Here is a 24,601-nt window from a genome sequence, read left to right as displayed (position 1 = left end):
GGACGCGGACCGGGCCGAAGTCCGGTCCGCGTAGCGATGTCCGCACCAGTTCAGTACATGCCGGCGTTGGCCGGACCCGGCCCCGTGGATGCGGCCGGCCCCACATTGCGTGGCTTTCCGACCTCGTCCACCTCGTCCAGCATGCCCTCCCCCTCAAGCAGGGCCCGCACCTCGGATTCCCGAAACCGGCGATGCCCGCCTGGAGTCCGGATGCTTCCTATCCGGCCGGCCGCCGCCCATCTCGTCACAGTTTTCGGGTCTACCCGAAACAGCGCGGCGACCTCACCCGGTGTCAGCAGGCGATCTCCAGTGTCCACAGCCCCCTCCTCGCGTCGACGAAGCCCCCGGCTGAACACACTGCCCCCGGCTGGTGCGTAGCCCAGAGCCGTCATGAGGGACGTATGGCAATTACAGCACCGCGGACATGACCTGTCCGCCCAAACGCGAAAAATGCACTGAGTGAGGAGTTAGTAATGGTACTTGTGCGACCTCCGCCTTGACCGGCGGTTTGTCAACAGTGACTCACCACTCAGTCCAACGGATGCCGAAGCCCGCACGTTATGCCTCAGCGGCTAGGGTCACTCTCTGTGGACGCCATCGACCTGAATCTCGTCGACCTGCTGCGCGGCAACGCCCGCCTCTCGTACGCCGAGCTGGCCCGACAGGTGGGCCTCTCGGCTCCGGCCGTGCACGAACGGGTCGGCAAGTTGGAGAGCAGCGGCGTGGTCCGGGGCTACCGGGCGGACGTCGCCCCGGAGTCGATCGGGCTGGGTGTCACCGCGTTGATCGGCATCGTCGAGGACTCCGGCGCCGACACCGACGACATGCTCGAGTCGCTGCGGGTGCTGCCCGAGATCGAGTCCTGCTACTTCATGGCCGGCGTCGAGTCGTTCCTGCTCAAGGCCCGGGTCGGCACGATCGCCGAGTTGGAGCAGTTGATCGTGCGGTTGAACCGGACACCCGGGGTGGCCTCCACCCGTACCGCCATCGCCCTCTCCACCAAGTGGGAGAACCGCCCGCAGCCGGTCGGCCCGCCTGCGGCCTGACCGCCGCGTACCCCTGGTGTCGCCCGGTCGGCCGGCGGTAGCGTGCGCCGATGACCCCGCCGGGACCTCGCGTGGCAGTGGTGACCGGCGCTGCCGGCGGTCTCGGCCGCGCCATCGCGACCGCGCTGCACGCCGACGGCTGGACGGTGTTGCTCACCGACCTCGACCCGGAGGCGGTGGCCGCCGCCGCAGCACCCCTCGGCGGTTGGTCGGCAGCCCTGGACGTCCGGGACGATGACGCCTGCGCCGCCGTCGCCGCGAGCGCGGCAGACCGAGGCGACCTCGCCCTCTGGGTCAACAACGCCGGTGTCCTGACCACCGGGCCGTCCTGGGAGCACGACGGGCCGACCCGCCGCCGGATGTTCGACGTCAACGCCCTCGGCGCCATGAACGGCACCCTCGCCGCGCTGGCCGTGATGCGCGGTCAGGGCCACGGCCACGTGCTGAACGTCGTCTCGCTGGCCGGGCTGATCGCCGCGCCCGGCGAGACGGTGTACGCGGCCAGCAAGCACGCCCTACTGGCATTCAGCCTGGGCACCCTGTCCGACCTGCGGATCGCGGGATACCGGCGGGTGCACGTCTCCTGCCTCTGCCCGGACGGCATCTGGACCCCGATGCTGCACGACCGGCTGGACGACCCGGGCGCGGTGGCCTCCTTCACCGGGTCGATGTTGACCGCTCAGCAGGTGGCCGCCCGAGCGGTCCGGTTGGCCCACCGGCCACGCCCGGTGGTCAGCCTGCCCCGGTGGCGGGGAGCGCAGGTGCGACTGCTGGACGCCCTGCCCCGGCTGGCCATCGCGCTGACCCCGCTCGTCCAGGCCGCCGGCCGCGCCGGTCAACGTCGTCAACACCGCCGGAGCACCCGGCCGGACCGGCCCTGACCGGCACCTGACCTGCTTGCTAGGTTTCCGGCGTGACTCATCTCGACCGGTGCGACGAGGCCAGCCGAACCTGGGTGACGGAGGCGATCGCCGCCGTCGAGGCGGACGCGAACCGTTCGGCCGACACCCACCTGCTCCCGTTCCCGCTGCCCCGGGCGTGGGGGATCGACCTCTACCTCAAGGACGAGTCCTCGCACCCCACCGGCTCACTGAAGCACCGGCTGGCCCGCTCCCTGTTCCTCTACGGCCTCTGCAACGGCTGGATCGGGCCACGCACCACGATCGTCGAGGCGTCGTCGGGCTCCACGGCGGTCTCCGAGGCGTACTTCGCCCGCATGCTCGGTCTGCCCTTCATCGCGGTGATGCCCGCCTCCACCTCGCCTGAGAAGGTCGCGCAGATCGAGTTCCAGGGCGGCCGGTGTCACCTGGTGGACGACCCCGCCAGCGTGGTGGTCGAGGCCCGGTGGCTGGCCGAGGACTCCGGTGGGCACTTCATGGACCAGTTCACCTACGCCGAGCGGGCGACCGACTGGCGGGGCAACAACAACATCGCCGAGTCGATCTACGCCCAGCTCGAGCTGGAACGGCACCCGATCCCCACCTGGGTCGTGGTGGGCGCCGGCACCGGGGGCACCAGCGCGACGATCGGCCGGTACGCCCGGTACCGCCGACTCGCCACCAAGCTCTGCGTGGTCGACCCGGAGAACTCGGCGTTCTACCCGGCGTGGCTGGCCGCCGACTGGTCGGTGCGTACCGGGAAGGGCTCCCGGATCGAAGGGATCGGCCGTCCCACCGTGGAGGCATCGTTCCTGCCCTCCGTGGTGGACCGGATGGTCCAGGTCCCGGACGCGGCGTCACTGGCCGCCATGCGCGCCGGCTCGGCGGTGCTCGGCCGCCGGGTGGGCGGCTCCACCGGCACCAACCTGTGGGGCGCGTTCGGCCTGATCGCCGCGATGCTCGCCGAGGGCCGGACCGGTTCGGTCGTCACCCTGATCTGCGATCCGGGCGACCGGTACGCGGACACCTACTACTCCGACGGCTGGGTGGCCGCCCAGGGCCTCGACCTGACGCCGCACCTGGCCACCATCGACCGCTTCCTGACCAGCGGCACCTGGCCCGCCTGAGCCGCGCGGGCGCGAGCGGTCGGCTGACCTGGGGCGCGGGCGCGACCGATCGGCCGGCGTTCAGCGCGGGTCGATCCGCTCCGCCAGCCCGGGGTAGCGCACCACGTAGCCGTTGTCGTCCAGATCGATGTCGGCGGTGAAGGTGCCGCTGGCGAAGCGCACCCGGCCCGGCCCGAGCCCGGTGTAGATCTGCTCGGCCGGCACCACCTCCAGACCGGGCAGCAGCACCCAGGCGACGGTGATCCGGTGTGCCATGTCGGCCGGCTCGGCGGCCAGCCCGAGCCGATGGACCGGCAGGGTGTTGAACAGCGGCGAGCCGCTGAGGTCGACGTCGAGCGCGTCGGCCAGCCGGTCCGGGTCGTCGGTGCCCGGCAGGCCGGCCCGGGGATGACCGGCGTCGACCAGGGCCCGGTCCAGGTCGCCCTGTTCCGCGGTGGTCACCCGCCACCGGTCAGCCGTCCGCTCCAGGGTCACCCTGCGCTGCCAGCCCAGCCCTTCGACCTCGACCTCGACCCGGGCGGTGGACCAGTCCGGTGCCGTGGTCAGTTGGTAGCGGGCGGTCCACGGGATCGGGTCCACGGCGAGCAGCGTGCCCCGGGCCGCCAACCCGCGGCTGTCGTCGAAGAGGACCTGCTCGCTGCCGGCGGTGTCCGTCCGGGACCAGAAGATTGACTGCGGCATGGTCGGCATGAGCCGGACGTTACGCGACCCGGCCCGCCTCGGCAGGGCATGCGCGAACGCCGCCGCGAAGCGTGCGCTCCGCGACGGCGTTCAGTGGATCAGCAGATCAGTGGGTACGCACCGGCGGTCGCCCGCCGAAACCGCGCCGGTCGTCGCGCGGACGGTCGTCACGGGCACGGTCGTCGCGGGGACGGTCGTCCCGACCGCGGCCCTCCGGGCGGAAGCCGCCCCGAAAGTCCCGATCGCCGAACCGCCGCTCGTCGCGGTCACCGAAGCGCCGCTCGCCCTGTGGCCGGTCACCGAAGCGGCGCTCGCCCTGCGGCCGGTCACCGAAGCGCCGCTCGCCGGTCGGCCGGTCACCCCGGCCGTCCCGGTCACCGAACTGTGGCCGGTCACCGAACCGGCGCTCGCCCTGCGGCCGGTCGCCGTAGCCCCGGGAGTCGCGATCGGCGTAACGCCGCTCGCCACCGGGCCGGTCACCGTAACTCCGGTCGCCGGTGGGGCGGTCGCCGTAGCGCCGCTCGCCCTGCGGACGGTCACCGTGCTGCCGGTCACCGTGCTGCCGGTCGCCGAAGCGGCGCTCGCCGGTGGGTCGGTCACTGAAGCGCCGCTCGCCCTGCGGGCGGTCGCCGTAGTTCCGGTCGCCGGTCGGTCGGTCGCCGTAGCGGCGCTCACCCTGCGGACGGTCGCTGTAACGCCGCTCGCCGGTGGGCCGGTCGCTGTAGCGGCGCTCGCCCTGCGGGCGGTCGCCGTAGCGGCGGTCGCCGCCCGTGCGGTCACCGAATCGGCGCGGGCCGCCCGAGCGGTCACCGTAGCCGCGTGGCTCGGCCTCGACGCGAACCGGAACACCGCTGGGCTCCCGCGCCCCGACCAGCTCGGCCAACGCCTGGTCGCCGACCCGGACCCGGGTCTCGGCCGGCGCGACGCCGGCCTTCTCCATCATCGCCAGGGTGGTGCGGCGCTGCTTGGGCAGCACCAGCGTGGCGACCGCGCCCGACTCACCGGCCCGGGCGGTGCGCCCGGCCCGGTGCAGGTAGTCCTTCGGGTCCTTCGGCGGGTCGACGTGCAGGACCAGGGTGACCCCGTCGACGTGGATGCCCCGAGCCGCCACGTCCGTGGCGACCAGCACGTTCATCCGGCCCTCCCGGAACTCGGCGAGGGTCTTGGTGCGCATCCGCTGGGTCTTGCCGCCGTGCAGCCCACCGGCGCGTACCCCGACCGCGGCGAGCTGCTCGACCAGCCGATCCACCCCGAGCTGCGTACGCGCGAAGACCATCGTCCGGCCGTCCCGAGCGGCGATCGACGCCGCCACCGGGAACTTCTCGTGCGGCGGGATCAACAACATGTGGTGGTCCATGGTGGACACCGACGCGGTCGACGGCGCCGTCGAGTGGGTCACCGGGTCGTTCATGAACCGCTTGACCAACGCGTCGACGTCACCGTCAAGGGTGGCCGAGAAGAGCAGCCGCTGACCGTTCGCGGGCGTCTTCGCCAGCAGTTCGGTCACCTCGGGCAGGAAGCCCATGTCGGCCATCTGGTCGGCCTCGTCGAGCACCGTGACCTCGACGTCGTCGAGCTGGCAGATGCCCCGCTCGATGAGGTCACCGAGCCGACCGGGGGTGGCCACGATGATCTCCACGCCGCGCCGCAGCGCGTCGATCTGACGGTCGTACGGCACACCGCCGACGGCGGTCTTCAGGAACACGTTGAGCGCCTTGCCCAGCGGCAGCAGAGCGTCGTTGACCTGCATGGCCAACTCGCGGGTCGGGACCAGGACGAGGGCGCGCGGACGCATCGGGCGGGCCGGCTCGGCGGCGGCGACGCGGGCCAGCAGCGGCAGGCCGAACGCGAGCGTCTTGCCCGAACCGGTCTGCCCACGGCCCAGCACGTCCCGGCCGGCGAGCGCGTCCGGCATGGTGGCCCGCTGGATCTCGAACGGGCTGGTGATGCCCTGCCGCGCCAAGGCGCGGACCAGCGGCTCGGGCAGACCGAGCGCGGCGAAGTCGATGGAATCGGCGGCGTCGGTCGCCGGGGTGGGGTCGAAAACGGACGTGACGGTGCTGGAGTCAGCAGAGGTGGTCAACAAAAGCCTTTCGAGCGGGGCGCATCTTCGCGATGGCCTGCCGCGGCTGTGCCGCCGGATCGCCCGCAAGATCGCCCAGGGGCGCGCACCACGCGCGCCGGGTCAGTGATCTAAGCCAGTGTACGGCGGTCCGACGAACCCGCCAGCCGGTTGCGCGACCGTAGTGGGCGGACTCACCATCGCGTCCACTCGGCGGCTCACCCGTTGAGCGCGCCGCCCACCAGACCGTCCAACACGTCGCCGGCGAGCAGGACGATCATGACGCTGATCGCGACCAGCAGCCCCAGCGCGGCGACCAGAACGATCACCACACGCGTGTTGCGGGATCGCTCGGCCGGCGTGTCCGCCCAGCCCTGGGCCAGGATGTGCCCGGTCAGCGAGCCGGACGTCTCCACCGCGTTGGTGGGCATCGCGATCGTGGTGAAGCCCGGCCCCTCACCGCTGCCGTAGACGGTGCCGGCCAGGTCGGAGCCGCCGCGTCGCCCGTCACGAACACCGGCCGGACCCGGGCCGGAATCGACCTCCGACCTGGCGGTCGGCCCGGTGGTCCGGGTGTTCCCGGTGCCGCTTCCGGTGGACGGGGGAGCGCCGACGCTGGACGGCGGCCAACTCGGCAGGGCGGGGGCCGGCACCACCGGCGGTGCGGAGACGGGTGTCTCGGCCCACCCGCCGCCTGACGTCGAGCGTGTCGTCTCGGCGGTGGCGGCCCATCCGGCCGGCGGTGCGGAGACCGACGCGGTCGCGCGTACGCCGGGCGTGTCGCCCATCGCGGGCGGCGGCGGGAACGGCGGTGCCGGCATCGGGCCGGGTGGCGCCGGTGGTGCGGGCACGGGCGGTCCGGGTGGCGGAACGGGCGGCCCGGGGACGGGCGGAGACGGCGGACCCGGAATGGGCGGCACCGGTGAGGGCGGGGGTACGGGCGGGCCGGGGACCGGCGGGACCGGACCGGGCGGCGGCGTGGGTCGGGGCTGCGGCGTCGGCATCGGCCCGGGCGGGTACGGACCCGGCGTCGGTGCGGGTTCCGGCTCGGGTGGTGCCGGCTGGGTCGGCCCGGGGCCGGGCGGCGGAGGCGTCGGCTCCGGCTCGGGAGTCGACGGCTGCGGCGGTTGGGCGGGCTCCGGCGGTTGCGCGGGCTCGGGCGGCTCGGGATTCACCGGCCCGGCTCCGTAGACGGTCGGTGTGCTGGCCCGCGGGTCCGGGGTGCCGATCGCACCGGCCGCGACGCGGCTGCTGCTGGGAACGGTGGCGCTGGCCCGGGCCGGTGCGGGCGACTCGTTGCGCTGCCCGGGGACCGCGACGTCGGCCGAGCCGGTCGCGCGGTAGGTGGTCGCGCTGGCCGGGGCGCTGGCCGGGAGGTCGCTGCGGGACGCCCCGGCGGTCGCGACGCTGGCGCGGGCCCGTACCGGCGCGGCGGCCTGCTCCGGGCGGACCTCGGCGGGCATCGCCTGGCCCGTGGCCCGGGCGGAGATCGCCTGGCCGCCGGTTTCGGTGGGGATCGCGTGGCCCGTGGCCTCGGTGGGCGTCGCCTGGCCGCCGGTTTCGGTGGGGATCGCCTGGCCCGTGGCTCGGGCGGAGATCGCCTGGCCGCCGGTTTCGGTGGGGGTCGCCTGGCCGGCGGTCTCGGTGGGGGTCGCCTGGTCAGCGGTTTCGGTCCGCGTCGCCTGGGCCGTGGCCTCGGCGGGAGCGGCCGGGGCTTCGGCGGCGTCTCCGGTGTCGGCGGAGCTGTCGGGAGACGCGGTGTCGGCGGGGGACGCGGTGTCGGTTCGCGCGGCCTGGGCCGCGTCGCTGAGGACCGGGTCAGCCCGCGAGGTCACGGGGTCGGTGGACGACGGCGGGTCGGACACCGGGTCGGCGCCGCCGAGCCCTGGCGGGTCGGCTCGGTCGACCACGGGGTCGACAGTCTCCGCCGGATCTCTCTGCTCGGCCATCTCCGCCCTCCGCGCCATGCTCGCACCCGGACCCGTGACGTCGAGTCGGATGTGCCTGGTTGTCACCGTGCCACAGATCGTCCCGAGCGGACAGCCGGAGCGGGTCGTGGCGGATCAACCGGTGGCGCTGGCGCTGCCCGTCGGGTTGCTGCCGCCGGTAGCGCTCGTGGTGGCCTTCGGCGTGGTCGGCGGCGTCGTCGTGTTCGGCGCGCTGGTGGGCGCCGAGGGCAGCGTGGTCGGCGTGTTGGTCGGGTTGGTGGTCTTGGTCGGCGTCGGCGTCGGCGTCAGAGTCGCGCTGCCGGTCGGCGTCGGCGTCGGGGTGGTGGTCTTGGTGGGCGTCGGCGTCGCGGTCGCGGACTTGGTCGGCGTCGGCGTCGGGGTGGCGGACTTGGTGGGCGTCGGCTTGGGGGTGGGCGTCGTGCTGGGCGTCGAGACCGGCGGAGTCGGAACCGTCACGATCGGCGCCGGTACCGCGCCGATCACCCGGGTCGCGGCGTACAGCCGGGACCAGCGGACGACCGAGATCTTGACGACGTCGCCGGTGGTGGGTGCCTGCACCATCTTGCCGTTGCCGATGTACATGCCGACGTGGTGGATCGTCGTCCAACTGCTGCCGGAGGCGAAGAAGAGCAGATCGCCGGGGAGCAGCGCGCCCTGCGGCACGGTCCGGGCCCGGGTGGCGGCGTACTGGTCCCGGGAGACCCGGGGCAGGTCGAAGTAGTCGGCGCCGGGAGACCGGTACGCCGCCCACATCAGACCGGAGCAGTCGAACTCGTCCGGCCCCTCCTCGGACCACTTGTACGGGTCGCCGAGCTGCGCCAGCGCGTACCGGACCGCGGCCAGTGCCCGGGGGTGCGCGGCCATGCCGCTGATGCTCTGGTTGGCGACGTAGCCGGCACCGTACTGCTGCTCGGCGGCCTCCTGCTGACGTTCGATCTCGATCAGTTGGGCGGCGTTGTCGCGGCGCAACTTGAGCAGGCTCGCCTCGGCAGTGCGCAGCGCCGTCTCGCTCGCGGTGAACTCCGCGTCGGCGGCGGCGAGCAGGTTCTTGGCCTCGGCGTGCTTCTGGTACGCCTCCTGCTCGGCGGCGCGGGCCCGGGACAGCCCTCCGGCCACGCCGGTGGTGCCGCCGTCGACCTTCTCGCCGCGGGTGATCTGCTGGAGGCGGCTCAGCTCTCGGATGTCCTCGGCGAGGTCACCGGGCGGCAGCGCGGCGGCTGCCTTGACGGCCTCGGCGGCTGCCGCGTCAGCCACCTGTTGTGCTCGAAGCAGGGCGTCCTGAGCGCTGGCAAGCACCTTGCCGGCGGACTCCACCTGGGCTTTCGCGTCGGACTGCTTCTGTTTGATCTTCAGAAGCGCGTCGCCGAGTGTGCCGACCTGAGCTTCGCCGGCGTAGATCTGCGCGGCCAGCGGGCCGGTGCCGATGGTGCCCACCGGCGGCGCCGGGACGCCGGCGACGGGTGGGCCGCCGGGCAGTTGGACGGTGCCGATGGCCGGCGGTCGGGCGCCGGCGTCCGGCACCGTCGTGGGAATACCGGGCTCGGCGTACGCGGGGGTGGCCATCACGGCGGCGGCGATCGCACCGAGCAGGGCGGCCCAGAGCTTCGGACGCAGCACCGGCGAGATCACCGGGCTCCGTCGTCGCTGCCGTCGCCCGCGCCCGCTGTAGATCATGCCGCTCCCCGTCCCGCTGCTCCTCGCCGCGCACGGTGGGCGCGACCGCCGGGACGGTACCAGTGTGTGTGTTCCGCCCCACCTTGTTACTACCGCACCTCGCCAACCTTGTCGATGCGTGGCCGGGTTACGGGAGGCTGAGAGTCCGGTGAAGTGGGTCGCTCACGGCGACCGTGCCGCCGGGGCTGTCGGCGTCCCGACGTACGCTCGACCGGGACCGCAGGTGGAAGGGACGTGCCATGGACGCCGGACTCAAGCGTGAGCTCGAAGCGAAGGTGTACGCCGGTGAGCGGCTGACCCGGGAGGACGGGGTCGCCCTCTACGAGAGTGACGACCTGACCTGGTTGGGGCGGCTGGCGCACCACAAGCGCACCGAGTTGAACGGTGAGCGGGTGATGTTCAACGTCAACCGGCACCTCAACCTGACGAACGTCTGCTCGGCGTCCTGTGCGTACTGCTCGTTCCAGCGCAAGCCGGGCGAGAAGGACGCGTACACGATGCGCATCGACGAGGCGGTCCGCAAGGCCAAGGAGATGGAGGGTGAGCAGCTCACCGAGCTGCACATCGTCAACGGTCTGCACCCGACGCTGCCCTGGCGTTACTACCCGAAGGTGTTGCGGGAGCTGAAGGCGGCGCTGCCGAACGTCAAGCTCAAGTGCTTCACCGCGACCGAGGTGCAGTGGTTCGAGAAGATCAGCGGTCTGAGCGCCGACGAGATCCTCGACGAGCTGATGGACGCCGGTCTGGAGTCGCTCACCGGCGGTGGCGCGGAGATCTTCGACTGGGAGGTCCGGCAGCACATCGTCGACCACGCCTGCCACTGGGAGGACTGGTCGCGCATCCACGCCCTGGCGCACAGCAAGGGCATGAAGACCCCGGCGACGATGCTCTACGGCCACATCGAGGAGCCCCGGCACCGGGTCGACCACGTGCTGCGGCTGCGCGAGCTCCAGGACGAGACCGGCGGGTTCGCGGTCTTCATTCCGTTGCGCTACCAGCACGACTTCGTGGACTCGGCGGACGGCAAGATCCGTAACCGGATCCAGGCGCGCACCACCATGGCGTCGCCGGCCGAGTCGCTGAAGACGTTCGCCGTCTCCCGGCTGCTCTTCGACAACGTGCCGCACGTGAAGAACTTCTGGGTGATGCACGGGCTGTCGGTGGCCCAGCTCTCGTTGAACTTCGGCGTGGACGACCTGGACGGCTCGGTGGTCGAATACAAGATCACGCACGATGCCGACTCGTACGGCACCCCGAACACCATGCACCGCGAGGACCTGCTGCACCTGATCTGGGACGCCGGTTTCCAGCCGGTCGAGCGGGACACCCGCTACAACGTGGTCCGGGAGTACGACAAGGCCCCGTCGCTGGCGCAGCGGCGCGCCGAGCCGCAGCAGGTCTGGGCCTGAGTCACCACGTACCCTCGCAGTCGATGACCGAGCAGAGCAGGTCCGAGCAGCGCGGCGGTTCCGAGCAGCAGGGCGGGTTTCCCCGCCGGGACGCCGAGGGGCGGGTCGCCACCCTGGGTGACCTGCTCGGGGTGTGCCTGGCCGGGGTCGTCATCGGCGCGTTGGCGTTGGTGTTGTTCGACTGGGCGTTCGCCTCGATCGGCGCCGGCGACTTCGGGCACACCAACGGCTGGCTGGCGGTGATCCTGCCGGCGTGGCTGTTCTGGGACGACTTCCGGGCCTGGGATTTCGGTGCGGCGCGGGTGCTGGCGGCGGTGGTCGCCGCGGCCGTGGGCGTGTTCGTCGGTCTGCTGATCGCCGGGTTGGGCGCGGGGCTGCCGCCGCTGCTCTCCGGCGCGTTGGCGGCGGCGGCGTTCACCGTGGCGTACGCGGTGGTCTGGTTCCCGGGCGTCCGCTGGCTGGCCCGCCGGACCGGCTGACCGCTACCGCCCACCGGGCGGATCGACAGTTCCGCCGGCCTCGGCGGGCGACGGAGAGAACGGAGTGGTGCGGGTGAGCGCCGCGCTCAAGTACACGCTGGGCCGGATCGGGCTGTTCGTCGCCGTGCTGGCGGGTCTCTGGCTGATCGACATGAACGTGTTCCTGAAGCTGATGTTGGCGTTGGTCTTCTCCGCCGCGCTCTCCTTCTTCCTGCTGCGCGGGTGGCGGGACGAGATGGCCGGGGAGATGGCCGACGCGACCGAGCGCCGCCGCGCGGAGAAGGAACGCCTCCGTTCCGCCCTGGCCGGCGAAGACGAGAACCCCGCCGACCCGCCCGCCGACTCCCCGCGTTGATCATGAGGTTAGCGGCAACGACACGCCGAGTGGCGGCCGCTAACCTCATGATCGACCCTGATGGGGCGGGCGGCGCGAGGGGTGGGGGTGGGTTTACCAGTTGGTGGAGCCTTTGACCTTGGGCCAGGGCTTGGACACCGGCTTGATCAGGTACGCGATGCCGCCGCTGCCGCCGGAGGTGCCGCCGCTGGCGTTGGTGCGCTTGGTCCGCAGCCAGATCTGTTCGAACTGCGCGCGCTTGTAGACGTTGCGCACCACGTCGTTGCTGGACGAGGCGGGGTCGTTGACGATCACGTCGCCGTCGGCGGTGAAGCCGACCACCACGAAAAGGTGTCCGGAGGTGCCGTAGTTCGCCCCGTCCAGCTCGCTGGCGAGGAAGGACTGGCTGGTCACGACGGGGATGCCGGCGGCGATGAACCGCTCCAGCTCGTCCAGCGAGTGCAGTCGGGTGACCCGCCCCTCCAGCCCGGGGAAGCCGGCCGCGTACGCGGTGTTGAACGGCCAGTTGCCCGCCCCGTCGTACGCGTAGTCGTAGGTCATCCGGGCCGCGTGGTTGACGGTCGGGTCGGGGTAGGTCGGGTCCACCCAGGAGGTGTCGGCCGCCGACGGCCTACGACCCCAGTACTCGACCACCATCTCCGTGGAGGTCGGTGAGCACCACGCCTCGCCGCCGCCGTCGTACTCGGGGTAGTGCCCGGCGTGCACGTTCTGCGAGTAGCGCGGCACCGGCAGTTCGACGCCCCAGGCGATGTGCCCGGCGCTCGGCGTGACGGTGAACCGGTCCGGCACCGTGGAGCTCATCGCGCCGAGCATCCGGACCACCGGCGCGGCGATCTGCCCGGGTGCCCGGTAGAGGGTCAGCCGCAGCTGGTACGAGCGCAGCAGCACCCCGGCGGCGGCGTCGTCGATGCTGAAGGTGTCGGTCCAGATCGTCGACCAGGGATCGCCCTGCCGCTCGACGCTGGTCCGCTTGATGTCGGTGTCGCCGGACGCCCAGCGACCCATGACGTACCACGGGGTGTGGTCACCGCTGGTGTAGCTGCCCTGCATCTCCACCTGGATCCAGGTGCCGGCGGGGGTCTCCGCGTTCCACGAGGCGATCAGCTCGGTGGCGTCGAACCCGACCCGGGTCACCGGTGAGGTCCAGGTGCCGTACTCCCAGGTGCGGGCGACGCCGGTGTGCGGGTCGGCGTACTCGGTGGTGCCGGCCGGGCGGGCCAGGGTGAGGCCCGACCGGGGGCCGGGCGCCACGCGGGTGCCGGACCGGTCGCCCCGGTGCCAGTCGGCGGGCCCGGACCAGTCCTGGAAGGTGATCTGCTCGTCGTGGCTGACGGCGGGTGGGCGGGCCGCTGTCGCGGGCGCGGCGGTGGCGAGCAGGGTGAACGCGGTGACGCCGGCGAGGGCGGCCGCGTGCAGGCGGGATCTGGCCATTGGTGCTCCGCGGTGTCGAGAGGGGCATCGTCGCTGGTCAGTTTTCCGCCTGGAGAGAAGTTTCGCCAGATGTTGGTGGGTGGAAAATCATTGCCGCCGAGATGATCGGCTCGGGATGGACAAGCCAGCGATCGATATTGATATGACCATGTGACAGGTGGTGAAGTGTCCTTCACCGAGCGGGATCTCCCGCCCATCGAGGAGGTAGTCCATGGCCCTCCGCACGTCCAACCCCCTCCGCCGCGTCCTGGTGCTCGCCGTCGTCGCCGGGCTGGGAATCGTCACCGTCGCCACCGGCCCCGTCGCCGCCCAGCCGGCGCCGGACCGGACCGCCGAGTCGGCCGCCGCCGGCTACCGGGTGCTCGGGCCCCGGACCCTCGCCGACCGCAACGCGGTGGCCCGCACCGGAGCCGCCATCGACTACTCCGAGCACGGTGTGCTGCACATCTCGGCGACCGCCGCCGAGGCCGCCGCGATCGGCAAGCTCGGCTTCCGGCTGGAACCCCTGGCCCCGCCGCCCAACGCCGAGCGCGGCGCCGGTGAGATCGGCACGCTGGCCTTCCCGCCCGCCGACTCCAACTACCACGACTACGCCGAACTGACCGCCGTCGTGAACCAGGTCGTCGCCGACCATCCGGCGATCGCCCGCAAGATCAGCATCGGATCGTCGTACGAGGGCCGCGACCTGATGGCGGTGAAGATCTCCGACAACGTCGGCACCGACGAGAGTGAACCGGAGATCCTGTTCAACGCCCAACAGCACGCCCGTGAGCACCTGACCGTCGAGATGGCGATCTACCTGCTCAACCTCTTCACCGACAGCTACGGCGGCGACTCCCGGATCACCAACATCGTCAACAGTCGGGAGATCTGGATCGTGCCGACGGTCAACCCGGACGGCAGCGAGTACGACATCGCCACCGGGTCGTACCGGTCCTGGCGCAAGAACCGGCAGCCCAACAGCGGTTCGTCCAACGTGGGCACCGACCTGAACCGCAACTGGTCCTACAACTGGGGTTGCTGCGGCGGCTCGTCCGGCAGCACCTCGTCGGAGACCTACCGGGGGCCGTCGGCGTTCTCCGCGCCCGAGACGCAGGCGCTACGCAACTTCGTCAACGGCCGGGTGGTCGGCGGCGTGCAGCAGATCAAGGCGAACATCGACTTCCACACGTACTCGCAGCTGGTGCTCTGGCCGTACGGCTACACCACGGCGAACACCGCGGCGGGCATGAGCGCGGACCAGTACAACACCTTCGCCACCATCGGGCAGCAGATGGCGGCCACCAACAACTACACACCGCAGCAGTCCAGCGACCTCTACATCACCGACGGGGACAGCATCGACTGGATGTGGGCCACCCACAACATCTGGGCGTACACCTTCGAGATGTATCCCGGCTCGTCCGGCGGCGGCGGCTTCTACCCGCCCGACGAGGTGATCCCCGCGCAGACCTCGCGCAACCGGGAGGCGGTGCTGATGCTCAGCGAGTACGCCGACTGCCCGTACCGGGCGATCGGCAAGCAGGCGCAGTACTGCGGCGGTGGTGGTGGCACCACGGTCTGGTCGGACACCTTCGAGACGGCCACCGGCTGGACCGTCAACCCGTCCGGCACCGACACCGCCACGGTCGGCGCGTTCGAACGGGGTACCGCCCAGGCGACCACCTCCTCCGGCGCCAAGCAGCTCACCCCGTACGCCGGTTCCAACGACCTGGTCACCGGTCGGCTCGCCGGATCGGCAGCCGGTGACTACGACGTCGACGGCGGTGTGACGAGTGCCCGGTCCCCGGCGGTGACCCTGCCGTCGTCCGGCACGCTGACGCTCTCGCTGGCCTGGTACCTGGCGCACGGCTCGAACGCCTCGTCGGCGGACTACCTGCGGGTGAGCGTGGTGCACAACGGCGGTACCACCGCGCTGCTCACCCAGGCCGGCGCGGCCACCAACCGTAACGGGAGCTGGGCGGTCGCCAGCCTCAACCTCAGCCCGTACGCCGGCCAGTCGGTACGCATCCTGGTGGAGGCGGCGGACGCCTCCGGCGCCAGTCTGGTAGAGGCGGCTGTGGACAACGTCACCATCACGTCCTCCTGATCGGGTGGGGCCCCGCTCCGCCCGGCGGGGCCCCACCACCCGCCTCCGAGGTGCCGTATCCGGGACATATCCCGCACTGCGCGACGGCCCGGTTGATCGTCCAGTGCCGATCGATCCTTGGTCGATCCGGCACGTCGTGGCGGTGCGCTACCGTCTTAGCGACCAGTCCGCAGCGAAGCCGGTGCTAACCCGGCGCTGTCCCGCAACTGTGATGCCTCACCCCCGGTGGGGACGAGCCAGGTCGCCTACGGATCGGTCGCGATACGCGCTCTCGAGGAAGGGCGCCTCGTGGGCGGGCGTACGAAAGTCCCTGTCGGCGAAGCACCACACTCCTCGACCGACAGGAGGCCCCCATGAACAGACGTACCCCTCGGCTCTTCGCCGCGACCCTCGCGGTCGCCGCGCTGGCCCTCGGCGCCTGCGCCGAGAAGGCCGACGACAAGCCGAGCGCCGGCACCGCGGCCGCCGCCTACCCGGTCACGGTCGGCGCGCTCACCCTCGACAAGCGTCCCGAGAAGATCGTCTCGCTGTCGCCCACCGCCACCGAGATGCTCTTCGCCATCGGTGCCGGTCAGCAGGTGACCGCCGTCGACGACCAGTCCAACTACCCGGCCGACGCGCCCAAGACCGACCTCTCCGGCTTCCAGCCCAACGCCGAGGCCATCGCCGGCAAGAGCCCCGACCTGGTGGTCCTCGCCAACGACACCAACAAGATCGTCGACCAGCTCACCAAGCTGAAGATCCCGGTCTACCTCACCCCGGCGGCGACCACGCTCGACGACTCGTACCGGCAGATCACCGAGCTGGGCACGCTCACCGGGCACGCCGACCAGGCCGACGACGTCGCCACCCGGATGAAGGACGACATCGCCAAGCTGGTCAAGGACCTGCCGCAGCGCACCACGAAGCTCACCTACTTCCACGAGCTGGGCCCGGAGCTGTACAGCGCCACCAGCAAGACCTTCATCGGCTCGCTCTACAGCCAGGTCGGGCTGACCAACATCGCCGACCCGGCCGACGCGGACGGCAAGAACGGCGGCTACCCGCAGCTGTCCCAGGAGTTCGTCGTCAAGGCCGACCCGGACTTCGTCTTCCTGGCCGACTCCAAGTGCTGCCAGCAGAACGCCGACTCGGTCAAGGCGCGCAGCGGCTGGGCCGGGCTCACCGCGGTCAAGAACAACCAGGTGATCGCGCTGGACGACGACATCGCCTCCCGCTGGGGCCCGCGCGTCGTCGACCTCCTCCGGGTCATCATCGACGCGGTCGCCAAGGTGCCCGCGTGACCCCGACCCGTCGGTGACCGGGCCGCTGTCGGCGGCCCGGTCGGCTGGGCCACCACCGGTGGCCCGGCCCGCCGGGCTGCGCAAGCGTTGGCTGGTCGCCGGAGTGTTCGCGGTGCTCGTCGCGCTCGTCGCCGGGGTGTCCCTCGGGCCGGTCAGCCTGCCCGCCGGCAGCGTCGCCGCCGAACTGCTCAACCTGATCCCGGGTGTCCACCTCGACAGCGGCCTGTCCGAGCGGGAGATCGCGATCGTCACCGAGTTGCGGCTGCCCCGGGTGGTGCTGGCCCTGCTCGTCGGCGGCCTGCTCGCCCTCGCCGGGGGCTGCTACCAGGGCGTCTTCCGCAACCCGCTCGCCGACCCGTACCTCCTGGGGGTGGCCGCCGGTGCCGGCCTCGCGGTCACCGCGGCGATCGCCCTCGGCGGCGCCGGCCGGGAGGGGGCGATCTCCGGGCTGCCGATGACCATCCCGTTGGCCGCGTTCGCCGGGTCGCTGCTCGCTGTGACGATGACCTACGTGCTCGGCGCGGCCGGCGGGCGCAGCCACTCACCGGCGATGCTGATCCTGGCCGGGGTGGCGGTCTCCGCGTTCCTCTCCGCCGGGCAGACCTACCTGCTGCAGAAGCACGCCGACAGCATCCAACCGGTCTACTCCTGGCTGCTGGGTCGGCTCGCCACCGCCGGTTGGCACGACGTGCTGCTGGTGCTCCCGTACGCCGTGCTGACCACTGTGGTGGTGCTGCTGCACCGCCGCGAGCTGGACGTCCTGGCCGTGGGCGACGACGAGGCGAAGAGTCTGGGCCTGCACCCGCAGCGCACCCGCTACCTGTTGATCGCGGCAGCTTCCCTGGGCACCGCGGCGGCGGTGTCCGCCACCGGCCTGATCGGCTTCGTCGGCATCATCGTGCCGCACACCGTCCGGCTGCTCGCCGGGTCGAGCTACCGGATGATCCTGCCGTTGTCCCTGCTGTTCGGCGGTGCGTTCCTGGCCCTGACCGACGTGGTGGCCCGCACCGCCGCCGCCCCGGCCGAGGTGCCGATCGGAGTGGTGACCGCCCTGCTGGGCGGCCCGTTCTTCGTGATCGTGCTGCGCACCGCCCGGCGGGTGCTCACGTGAGCCGCGAACCCGTCGCCGACCCGTCCGCCGCCGCCTCTTCCGGCGGCGTACCCGCCGTCGAGGTGCGCGGCCTGCACGTCGACCTCGGCGGCACGCCGATCCTGACCGGCGTCGACCTCACCGTCGCCCCCGGCGAGTGGGTCACCGTGATCGGCCCGAACGGCGCCGGCAAGTCGACCCTGTTGCGCGCCGTCGGCGGCCTGCTGGCCGCGCCCGAGGCCATCACCCTCTTCGGTACGCCGAGCACGGCGCTGCGCCGCCGGGACCGCGCCCGGGTGGTGGCCACCGTGGCACAGTCCCCGGTGGTGCCGGCCGGCATGTCGGTGCTGGACTACGTGCTGCTCGGTCGGACCCCGTACATCCCGACGCTGGGCCGGGAGTCGACCGCCGACCTCGACGCCGTGCACGAGGTGCTCGGGCGACTGGACCTCACCGGCTTCCACCGTCGCGAGCTGGCCACCCTCTCCGGAGGCGAACGGCAGCGGGTGTTCCTCGCCCGCGCGCTCGCCCAGGGGGCGACACTGCTGCTGCTCGACGAGCCGACCAGCGCCCTGGACATCGGTCACCAGCAGGAGGTGCTGGAACTCGTCGACCAGTTGCGCCGTGAGCACGGCCTGACCGTCCTCGCCACGATGCACGACCTCTCCCTGGCCGGCGAGTACGCCGACCGGATGGTGATGCTCGCCGGCGGTCGGGTGGTGGCCGCCGGGTCCCCGTCCGAGGTGTTGACCGAGCACCTACTCGCCACCCACTACCGGGCCAGCGTCCGGGTGGTCCCGGGCACCCACGGCCCCCTGGTGGTCCCCGTCCGCCCCACCCGCCCCGACCCCCTCGGGGCTCGTGGGTCAGGCCCCCAGGTCGATGACGGAGAAGAGGGCGCCCTGGGGGTCGCGTAGGGCGGCGAACCGGCCCGACGGGATGTCCCGGGGTGGGACCAGGATCGTTCCGCCCAGCTCGGCGGCGCGGGCCGCGGCGGCGTCCGCGTCGGTGACCGCGAAGTACACCGTCCAGTACGCGGGCAGGTCGGCCGGGAAGTCGTCGGCCAGCGGCGGCATCATCCCGGCGACGATCTGCGTCCCGAGCCGCCAACCGGTGTACGTCACGGGCCCCACCGCCTGGTCGTCCGGCTGCCAGCCGAACACCAGCTCGTAGAAGACCTTCGCACCCTCCGGGTCGGGGGTGACCAGTTCGTTCCAGCTCATCGCGCCCGGCACGTTGAACACTTCGGCACCGGTCATCGCCAGGGGTTGCCAGACGCTGAAGGTGGCGCCGGCCGGGTCGGCGAAGACGGCCATCCAGCCCCGGTCGAACACCTCGAACGGCGGTACGACGACCTGCCCACCGGCCCGTTCGACCCGGCCGGCGACCAGCTCCGCGTCGTCGGTGGCGACGTACGTCGACCAGATCGGCACCTGGTCCGGGATCGCCGGTGGCCCGGCCCCGGCGACCGGCTTCCCGTCCAGCAGGAAGACCGTGTAGCCACCCGCCTCGGGTTCCGGTGTCACCCGGCCGGTCCAACCGAACAGCTCCGGGTAGAAGCGCCGCGCGTCGCCCAGGTCCGGGGTGGCCAGGTCGGCCCAGCAGGGCGTACCCGGCGGGACGGTGCTCACGTCAGGACCCCTCTCACCCCGGGGCGACCACGGCGGCCCCCTGCGGGAATCCTGGCACCGTCCCGCCGCGGCTCGGGGCGGAAACGGACGAATCGTCAGCTGAACCGGCGACCCTCGTCCCGTCGGTACGCCCAGCCGGCGAGCGTGGCGAGCAGCACCACCCAGACACCGAGCATGATCAGCGCCAGCGGTTGGACGTGGTAGTCGCTGACCGCCGCCCACATCAGCTCGGCCGCACCCCGGGTGGGCAGGAACGGGGCGATCGTCTCGATGAACCCGGGCGCGTCGCCCGGCGCGGAGAGCAGCCCGCCGCCGAACGCGAGCGGCAGGAAGACGACCTGCGCGACGACGATCGCCGCCTTGCTCGGCAGCGAGTAGCCGATGGCCAGGCCCATCAGCGTGAACGGCACCGAGATGACGGCCACCGTGCCGATGGTCAGCAGGAACGCCGCCGGGGTGATCTCGGCCGCGGTCAGCGTCGCGCCGATCACGACGACCGGGATCAGCGAGAGGTACGTCAGTGCCAGGCCGGCCAGCACACGGCCCGCGAACCGGGGCGCCGGTCCGGCCGGCAGGGTCCGGGTGTACGGGTTCCACGGCTGGTCGCGGTCCTCGGCGACGCCGACGCCGTACTGGAAGATGTTGGCGCTCATCACCGAGAAGGTGACCATCGACGCGGTGGCGAGGGTGGCGCCGACCGAGTCGTCACCGGCGAACGGCACCACGAAGAAGATCATGGCGGCGGCCGGGAAGAAGGCGCTCCCGAAGACCGCCACCGGAATCCGGATGATCTCCAGGAGTTGGTATCGGGCGTGGACCAGGGCGAGCTGCACGGCGGCCTCCTCAGACGGTGGTGGGTCGGCCGCCGGTGGCGGCGGTGCTGGCGGGGTCGCCGGTGGCGGCGGTGCTGGCGGGGTCGCCGGTGGCGGCGGTGCTGGCTGGGCCGCCGGTGGCGGCGGTGCTGGCTGGGCCGCCGGTGGCGGCGCGGTCCTCTGCCGTGGCGGGTCGTCCCGCCGCGGTGGTCTGGCCCGGGGTGGACCCGTCCCCGCTGGTGATGGCGAGGAACGCCTCCTCCAGCGAGGTCGGTCGTACCTCCAGGTCGGTGAAGTCGGCTCCGGCCGTGACCAGCGCACGGACCAGTTCGTCGGCGTCGGTGGTGAGCAGGTGCACCCGGCCGTCGATCCGTTCGGTGCGGACGACCCCGGGCAGGTCGGGCAGGTGGTCGGCGACGAGGCTGACCCGGCGTACGCCGACGATGCCGCGCACCGCGGCCACCGTGTCGTCGGCGAGCACCCGGCCCTGCCCGATCACCACCACCCGGTGGGCCAGCGCCTCCACCTCCTCCAGATAGTGGCTGCTGAGCAGCACGGTGCCGCCGTCGGAGTGGAACGCGCGGATCGCCTCCCACAGGGTGTGCCGGGCGGCCACGTCCAGGCCGGTGGTCGGCTCGTCGAGGAGCACCAACCGGGGTCGGCCGACGAACGCCAACGCCACCGCCAGCCGACGGCGCTGCCCTCCGGAGAGCCCACCGGTCTGCCGTCGGGCGAGGTCGCCCAGGCCGAATCGGTCGAGCAGTTCGGCGCGGGGAACCGGGTCCGGGTAGTGCGCGGAGACGAAGTCGACGACCTCCCCGACCCGCAACGTGCCCGGCAGGCCGGTCTCCTGCGGGGTCACCCCGATCTGTCGTCGGCTCGCCGGGTCGCGGGGGTCGCGACCGTTCAGCTCGACCCGCCCCGAGCTGGGGCGGCGCAGACCGACGAGCAGGTTCATCAGGGTGCTCTTGCCGGCGCCGTTCGGCCCGAGGAGGCCGACCAGCTCACCGGCCCGGACTTCGAGGTCGACGCGGTCGAGGGCGAGGACGTCGCCGTACCGGCGGCTGGCCTGGTCGGCGCGGGCGAGAGTCATGACTGCTCCTTCGACGGAATGGGGTCGAGCAGGGCGCGGATGGCTTCGGTGTACTCCTCGAACGCCAGCCGGCCCCGCCGGCTGAGCCCGACCAGGGTCGCCGGGGTGCGTCCACGGTGGGTCTTGGTGATCTCCACGTAGCCGGCGTCCTCGAGTTTGCGCAGGTGCACGGAGAGGTTGCCGGCGGTCATCCCGAGCAGTTCCTGCAGGCGCGGAAAGGTGATCCGGTCGCCGACGTTGAGTGCGGAGAGGCTGGCGACCACCCGCAGCCGGGCCTGGGCGTGGATGACCGGATCCAGTTCGGTCACGGCTGCTGTCGCTGTCGCCGCCGGGCGAGCGCGCCGGCGACCAGGATCCCGCCGCCGCCGGCCACCGAGACGACCAGTGCGTGCCAGCCCGGCCCGGCGAACGCGCCGGCCAGGTTGATCACGCCGATCCAGACGCCCAGTCGGAACAGGTCCCGGTCCAGCCAGATCGCCCCGCCGGCCATGTGCAACGCGGCGGTCAGCCCGACGGCCGTCGCCGACCAGAGCAGTGCCGCCAGGTCGTGCGGCAGGTGTTCGGTGATCCGGCCGAGCCCCGCGTAGACGCTCACCGAACCGAGGCCCCAGGCACACCCGTACCAGCGGCCACGCCGCGCGGAGTCGCCGCTCAACTGACCGTACGCCCGAGCGCTGGCCACCGCCTGGACCGCCGCCGCGGCAAGGAGCAGCGCGAAGAGGACGGTCAGCGGCAGCCAGCCCGGGAGTCGGAGCAGTTGCTCCTCGCCTGGGGGGAACCGCAGGAAGAAGAGACCGAAGCCGACCAGCCAGGCGACTCCCCACGGCCAGTAGAGCAGGCGGGCATCGGGATCGATCCGGCGTACCGTCGCGGATCGCTGGGCCTCGATCAGCCGGAGCGCTGTCGCGGCGTCGGCGGGTGGGAGGTCATCGTCTGGGTCCACGCAAACTACTTTACGAAACAAAGTCAAGGCCGCGTCACCCCGTCGTCGCGGCCGGGTCACCGATCGCGGCGAGCAGTGCCTATGGTGGAGAGTCGTAGCGGCTGATCCGTCGCACAGGACACAGGGGAGGGTCCGTGTCGAGCCCGAGCAGAGAGCTGGAGGTCCAGCCGGAGGCGCTGACGGCGTTCGCCAAGGCGTCCACCGACCGTGCGGCGCGTTTTCGCGAGTTGCACCGCTCGTTCGGTGAAGGGCACGTCCCCCGGCACGCGTTCGGTGTGATGCCGGCGTCGTTCGGCCTCGCGGCGGCGTACGCCGAACAGTTCGAGGCCTGCCTGCAGGGGCTGGCCGACGGCGCCGAGGTGATGGCGGACATCGCCGAAGGGCTCGACGACACCGCGGGCGCCTATACCGGCACCGACGTCGCCAACACCGACATGTTCGTGCCCGGCCGCCCGGCCGCTCCCGACGTGATTGCACCCGGCCCCTGGTCACCGGGCACCTCGTCCACCGGCGACACGACCGGGCCGGTGCCCGCGTGAGCACCGAGGCGTTGACGCGCAACAAGACCTACTTCGAGCAGATCGTGTCCGGCACCCCCGACCCGTTCAAGCCGCTGTCCAACGCGGTGCTCTGGCCCTTCGAGCAGCTCCTCGAACTCGTCGCGGGCGAGCCCGACGACCTGATGCGCGCCGCCCAGCTCTGCCTCGACACCGGCGCGGCGGTCCGCGAGATCGCCGGTGAGCAGATCCAGCACCGGGCCCGCCTCCGGGGGGCCTGGTCGGGTGACGCCGCCGAGAGCTTCCACGCCTCGATGGAGTCGGTGGAGGAGGCCATCGAGGAACTGGCGAAGGGGTTGGACGGCACCAAGGAGGTGCTGGTCGACGCCGCCAACGCCGCTGTCGACGCGTTCAACCTGCTGGTCGAGCTGATCCTCGAGTTCCTGCTCTGGTTCCTCACCGAGGTGATCATCGCGGCGGTGGCGGCGGCGCTGAGCGCGGGCATCTCGCTCGCGGCGACCGTCGTGCGGGTGCTGGCGCGGCTCGCCACCACCGTCGGGCGGATGGTCAAGATCGTCGCTCGGTTCGCCGAGATCCTGACGAAGCTGGCCACGAAGATGCAGAAGGTCGCCGAGCTGCTGATGAAGTACCGTCGCGCGGTCCTGGAGATCCGCAAGGCGAAGAAGGCGTACCGGGCCTGGAACAAGTCCGGCTGGACGGCCGAGGCCAGGGCGTTCCAGATCGAGAAGTTCAAGACGCTCTTCCCGGGCAAGTTCCTGATCAACCAGGCGTCTCCCGTCAACATCCCCGGCCTCGGTGGCGCCCTGCTGGACACCGGCGTCGGCATGCACGACATCTCCGACGGCACGAAGGACCGCAACTACCTGGTGGACGGCACGTACCGCGAGGATCTGGGCCCCTACACCAAGGGCGTGCAGAATGTCTTCGACTCCATCCTGACCTGAGGGGACCGCCATGACCTTTCCCGGTCTGGACCGCATCGAGGCACTGGCCCGCAACCTGGACAGCTGGCAGCGCGAGCTGGCCGGCAAGATGACCGAGTTGGAAGACAGCAGTGCCGACGGCATGAGCGACTCCGGCCTGGTCCGGGTCACCGCCGCCGCGGACGGCACGATCGTCTCGACCGAGGTCAACGCCCGGGCGATGCGCCTCGACTCGTACACCCTGGCCGAGGAGTTCACCGCCGCCGCCAAGCGCGCCCAGGAGGCGGCCGCCGCCCGGGTCCGCGAACTGGTCGGTGAGGTGATGGCCGAGGCGCCCGGCGGCAGTCGGCCGGTCGACGCCCCCGGCGGCGGTGGGGTGATTGCCGACGCGCCCGGCGGCGGTCGGTCGGCCGCGAGCAGTCAGGCGCCCGACGACCGTCCGGATTGGTACTGAGCCGGTGGCGGACGACAGGTACCAGGAACGACTCAGCCAGCTCGTCGAGCCGGGCGAGCGGGTGCTCGCCATCGCGAAGACCGAGATCGCCCAGGGTGCCCGACCGGCAGAGATGCCAGCCACCGACAGCCCGGAGTCGTCCGGCGGCGGTCGCGGTGGTGCCGCCTCCGGTGTACTGCTCAACCTGATCTCGCCGCTGATCTCCTTCTCGGCCGGAGACCGGCTCGTCGACCGCGTCGCCTACGGCATCGCCGGGCGGGGGGCGCCGGGTTCGGCCGCGTCCGCCCTGCAACACTCCCGACGCCCGGTGTCCCCGGCGACCACGACCGAGGACACCATCCTGGCCGTCACCGACCGGCGGTTGCTGGTGTGCGCCTCCGGGCCGATGAAGCTCTGGTCCAGCCAGGCCGACGACGAGAAGGCGGCAGCGCAGACCCGGGTGGTCTGGTCGGCGCCCCGAGCCGCCGTGGCCGGCGCACGGGTGGGCTGGCACCGGCTCAACCCGAAACGGCTCCGCATCGAGTTCACCGACGGCTCCTGGTTGGCGTTCGTCGTGCCGATCGCCGAGCCCGGCAAACCGTTGCGCGACATCGCCACAGCCCTCACCGGCCGCTGACCCGCATGGTGCGCTGACCCTCGCAGGTGCACCAGCGCTGCCGGTGGGCGGCGCTCGT

At 72.1% G+C, this 24,601-nt stretch carries 25 protein-coding genes and 1 riboswitch; of the genes, 14 read left to right on the top strand and 11 right to left on the bottom strand.

The window, feature by feature from the left end; genetic code table 11:
• Window positions 1-50 precede the first annotated feature (50 nt).
• A complete protein-coding gene (locus O7617_RS10550) occupies window positions 51-317 on the bottom strand; it encodes a BldC family transcriptional regulator (RefSeq protein ID WP_007454516.1) in 267 nt (88 codons plus the stop codon).
• A gap of 270 nt (window positions 318-587) precedes the next feature.
• On the opposite strand from O7617_RS10550, the gene O7617_RS10545 reads away from it, so the two are divergent.
• Genes O7617_RS10545 through O7617_RS10535 form a run of 3 tightly spaced genes read left to right on the top strand, consistent with a single transcriptional unit; the run spans window position 588 to window position 3,051 of the window.
• Window positions 588-1,046: an Lrp/AsnC family transcriptional regulator gene (locus O7617_RS10545; RefSeq protein WP_196920624.1), complete on the top strand. Its 459-nt coding sequence runs from the start codon at window positions 588-590 to the stop codon at window positions 1,044-1,046.
• A 50-nt stretch (window positions 1,047-1,096) separates the two neighbouring features.
• Window positions 1,097-1,927, top strand: coding sequence for an SDR family NAD(P)-dependent oxidoreductase (locus O7617_RS10540; RefSeq protein ID WP_282263160.1), 831 nt, complete (start codon window positions 1,097-1,099; stop codon window positions 1,925-1,927).
• 32 nt (window positions 1,928-1,959) lie between these two features.
• On the top strand, window positions 1,960-3,051 hold the full coding sequence (locus O7617_RS10535) for a PLP-dependent cysteine synthase family protein (protein ID WP_282263159.1): 1,092 nt from the start codon (window positions 1,960-1,962) through the stop codon (window positions 3,049-3,051).
• Window positions 3,052-3,111: 60 nt separating this feature from the next.
• On the opposite strand, the gene O7617_RS10530 is transcribed toward O7617_RS10535, so the two are convergent.
• From O7617_RS10530 to O7617_RS10515, 4 genes are all read right to left on the bottom strand, one after another.
• Window positions 3,112-3,732: a putative glycolipid-binding domain-containing protein gene (locus O7617_RS10530; RefSeq protein WP_282264698.1), complete on the bottom strand. Its 621-nt coding sequence runs from the start codon at window positions 3,730-3,732 to the stop codon at window positions 3,112-3,114.
• A gap of 106 nt (window positions 3,733-3,838) precedes the next feature.
• Window positions 3,839-5,815 carry a DEAD/DEAH box helicase gene (locus O7617_RS10525; RefSeq protein ID WP_282263158.1) on the bottom strand — a complete coding sequence of 659 codons (1,977 nt, stop codon included), beginning with the start codon at window positions 5,813-5,815 and terminating at the stop codon, window positions 3,839-3,841.
• 197 nt (window positions 5,816-6,012) lie between these two features.
• On the bottom strand, window positions 6,013-7,743 hold the full coding sequence (locus O7617_RS10520; RefSeq protein ID WP_282263157.1) for a hypothetical protein: 1,731 nt from the start codon (window positions 7,741-7,743) through the stop codon (window positions 6,013-6,015).
• 114 nt (window positions 7,744-7,857) lie between these two features.
• Window positions 7,858-9,417: an NlpC/P60 family protein gene (locus tag O7617_RS10515; RefSeq protein ID WP_282263156.1), complete on the bottom strand. Its 1,560-nt coding sequence runs from the start codon at window positions 9,415-9,417 to the stop codon at window positions 7,858-7,860.
• Window positions 9,418-9,656: 239 nt separating this feature from the next.
• Between O7617_RS10515 and mqnE the strand changes: the two genes are divergently transcribed.
• The 3 genes from mqnE to O7617_RS10500 all read left to right on the top strand — a co-directional run bounded on the left by mqnE (window position 9,657) and on the right by O7617_RS10500 (window position 11,660).
• Window positions 9,657-10,826 (top strand): aminofutalosine synthase MqnE, encoded by a 1,170-nt coding sequence (mqnE, locus tag O7617_RS10510; RefSeq protein ID WP_282263155.1) that lies wholly within the window; start codon window positions 9,657-9,659, stop codon window positions 10,824-10,826.
• A gap of 23 nt (window positions 10,827-10,849) precedes the next feature.
• Window positions 10,850-11,305, top strand: coding sequence for a hypothetical protein (locus tag O7617_RS10505; protein ID WP_282263154.1), 456 nt, complete (start codon window positions 10,850-10,852; stop codon window positions 11,303-11,305).
• Window positions 11,306-11,378: 73 nt separating this feature from the next.
• A complete protein-coding gene (locus O7617_RS10500) occupies window positions 11,379-11,660 on the top strand; it encodes a DUF4229 domain-containing protein (RefSeq protein WP_282263153.1) in 282 nt (93 codons plus the stop codon).
• A 93-nt stretch (window positions 11,661-11,753) separates the two neighbouring features.
• On the opposite strand, the gene O7617_RS10495 is transcribed toward O7617_RS10500, so the two are convergent.
• Window positions 11,754-13,091, bottom strand: coding sequence for a C39 family peptidase (locus tag O7617_RS10495; RefSeq protein ID WP_282263152.1), 1,338 nt, complete (start codon window positions 13,089-13,091; stop codon window positions 11,754-11,756).
• 211 nt (window positions 13,092-13,302) lie between these two features.
• On the opposite strand from O7617_RS10495, the gene O7617_RS10490 reads away from it, so the two are divergent.
• From O7617_RS10490 to O7617_RS10475, 4 genes are all read left to right on the top strand, one after another.
• A complete protein-coding gene (locus O7617_RS10490; RefSeq protein ID WP_282263151.1) occupies window positions 13,303-15,180 on the top strand; it encodes a M14 family metallopeptidase in 1,878 nt (625 codons plus the stop codon).
• A gap of 123 nt (window positions 15,181-15,303) precedes the next feature.
• Window positions 15,304-15,441: riboswitch (cobalamin riboswitch) on the top strand.
• Between the two features lie 92 nt (window positions 15,442-15,533).
• Window positions 15,534-16,463, top strand: a complete 930-nt coding sequence (locus O7617_RS10485) for an ABC transporter substrate-binding protein (protein ID WP_282263150.1) — start codon at window positions 15,534-15,536, stop codon at window positions 16,461-16,463.
• A 13-nt stretch (window positions 16,464-16,476) separates the two neighbouring features.
• Complete coding sequence (locus tag O7617_RS10480; protein ID WP_282263149.1) at window positions 16,477-17,574, top strand: iron ABC transporter permease; 1,098 nt, start codon at window positions 16,477-16,479, stop codon at window positions 17,572-17,574.
• Window positions 17,571-18,470: an ABC transporter ATP-binding protein gene (locus O7617_RS10475; RefSeq protein ID WP_282263148.1), complete on the top strand. Its 900-nt coding sequence runs from the start codon at window positions 17,571-17,573 to the stop codon at window positions 18,468-18,470. The genes O7617_RS10480 and O7617_RS10475 overlap by 4 nt, the downstream gene beginning before the upstream one ends.
• Here the strand turns inward: O7617_RS10475 and O7617_RS10470 are convergent.
• The 5 genes from O7617_RS10470 to O7617_RS10450 form a co-directional block, all read right to left on the bottom strand.
• Complete coding sequence (locus O7617_RS10470) at window positions 18,420-19,184, bottom strand: VOC family protein (RefSeq protein ID WP_282263147.1); 765 nt, start codon at window positions 19,182-19,184, stop codon at window positions 18,420-18,422. The two genes, O7617_RS10475 and O7617_RS10470, sit on opposite strands and share 51 nt — an antisense overlap.
• Window positions 19,185-19,279: 95 nt before the next feature.
• Window positions 19,280-20,017: an ABC transporter permease gene (locus tag O7617_RS10465; RefSeq protein ID WP_282263145.1), complete on the bottom strand. Its 738-nt coding sequence runs from the start codon at window positions 20,015-20,017 to the stop codon at window positions 19,280-19,282.
• 10 nt (window positions 20,018-20,027) lie between these two features.
• Window positions 20,028-21,089, bottom strand: a complete 1,062-nt coding sequence (locus tag O7617_RS10460; RefSeq protein ID WP_282263144.1) for an ABC transporter ATP-binding protein — start codon at window positions 21,087-21,089, stop codon at window positions 20,028-20,030.
• The gene (locus O7617_RS10455; protein ID WP_282263143.1) at window positions 21,086-21,397 is read right to left on the bottom strand and encodes a transcriptional regulator; all 312 of its coding nucleotides are present in this window, start codon (window positions 21,395-21,397) and stop codon (window positions 21,086-21,088) included. The genes O7617_RS10460 and O7617_RS10455 overlap by 4 nt, the downstream gene beginning before the upstream one ends.
• A complete protein-coding gene (locus O7617_RS10450) occupies window positions 21,394-22,032 on the bottom strand; it encodes a transporter (protein WP_282263142.1) in 639 nt (212 codons plus the stop codon). The genes O7617_RS10455 and O7617_RS10450 overlap by 4 nt, the downstream gene beginning before the upstream one ends.
• A gap of 134 nt (window positions 22,033-22,166) precedes the next feature.
• Between O7617_RS10450 and O7617_RS10445 the strand changes: the two genes are divergently transcribed.
• From O7617_RS10445 to O7617_RS10430, 4 genes are read left to right on the top strand one after another with little or no spacing between them, the layout of a single operon-like run.
• Window positions 22,167-22,571, top strand: a complete 405-nt coding sequence (locus O7617_RS10445; protein WP_282263141.1) for a type VII secretion target — start codon at window positions 22,167-22,169, stop codon at window positions 22,569-22,571.
• On the top strand, window positions 22,568-23,494 hold the full coding sequence (locus O7617_RS10440; RefSeq protein ID WP_282263139.1) for a WXG100 family type VII secretion target: 927 nt from the start codon (window positions 22,568-22,570) through the stop codon (window positions 23,492-23,494). The genes O7617_RS10445 and O7617_RS10440 overlap by 4 nt, the downstream gene beginning before the upstream one ends.
• A gap of 10 nt (window positions 23,495-23,504) precedes the next feature.
• Window positions 23,505-23,927, top strand: a complete 423-nt coding sequence (locus O7617_RS10435) for a YbaB/EbfC family nucleoid-associated protein (RefSeq protein ID WP_282263138.1) — start codon at window positions 23,505-23,507, stop codon at window positions 23,925-23,927.
• Window positions 23,928-23,931: 4 nt separating this feature from the next.
• Window positions 23,932-24,543, top strand: coding sequence for a hypothetical protein (locus O7617_RS10430; RefSeq protein WP_282263137.1), 612 nt, complete (start codon window positions 23,932-23,934; stop codon window positions 24,541-24,543).
• Window positions 24,544-24,601: the final 58 nt, after the last annotated feature.

Origin of the sequence: Micromonospora sp. WMMD1155 (assembly GCF_029581275.1) — a bacterium.
Taxonomy (GTDB): Bacteria; Actinomycetota; Actinomycetes; order Mycobacteriales; family Micromonosporaceae; genus Micromonospora.
Note: the sequence above shows the minus strand (reverse complement) of the source record. Positions and strands in the feature narration are given on the sequence as shown.

Bases quoted from the DNA above. Each gene is read 5' to 3' on its own strand.
- O7617_RS10540 (WP_282263160.1), top strand. From the start codon at position 1,097: ATGACCCCGCCGGGACCTCGCGTGGCAGTGGTGACCGGCGCTGCCGGC.
- O7617_RS10495 (WP_282263152.1), bottom strand. From the start codon at position 13,091: ATGGCCAGATCCCGCCTGCACGCGGCCGCCCTCGCCGGCGTCACCGCG.
- O7617_RS10435 (WP_282263138.1), top strand. From the start codon at position 23,505: ATGACCTTTCCCGGTCTGGACCGCATCGAGGCACTGGCCCGCAACCTG.
- O7617_RS10515 (WP_282263156.1), bottom strand. From the start codon at position 9,417: ATGATCTACAGCGGGCGCGGGCGACGGCAGCGACGACGGAGCCCGGTG.
- O7617_RS10460 (WP_282263144.1), bottom strand. From the start codon at position 21,089: ATGACTCTCGCCCGCGCCGACCAGGCCAGCCGCCGGTACGGCGACGTC.
- O7617_RS10520 (WP_282263157.1), bottom strand. From the start codon at position 7,743: ATGGCCGAGCAGAGAGATCCGGCGGAGACTGTCGACCCCGTGGTCGAC.
- O7617_RS10505 (WP_282263154.1), top strand. From the start codon at position 10,850: ATGACCGAGCAGAGCAGGTCCGAGCAGCGCGGCGGTTCCGAGCAGCAG.
- O7617_RS10530 (WP_282264698.1), bottom strand. From the start codon at position 3,732: ATGCCGCAGTCAATCTTCTGGTCCCGGACGGACACCGCCGGCAGCGAG.
- mqnE (WP_282263155.1), top strand. From the start codon at position 9,657: ATGGACGCCGGACTCAAGCGTGAGCTCGAAGCGAAGGTGTACGCCGGT.
- O7617_RS10490 (WP_282263151.1), top strand. From the start codon at position 13,303: ATGGCCCTCCGCACGTCCAACCCCCTCCGCCGCGTCCTGGTGCTCGCC.
- O7617_RS10485 (WP_282263150.1), top strand. From the start codon at position 15,534: ATGAACAGACGTACCCCTCGGCTCTTCGCCGCGACCCTCGCGGTCGCC.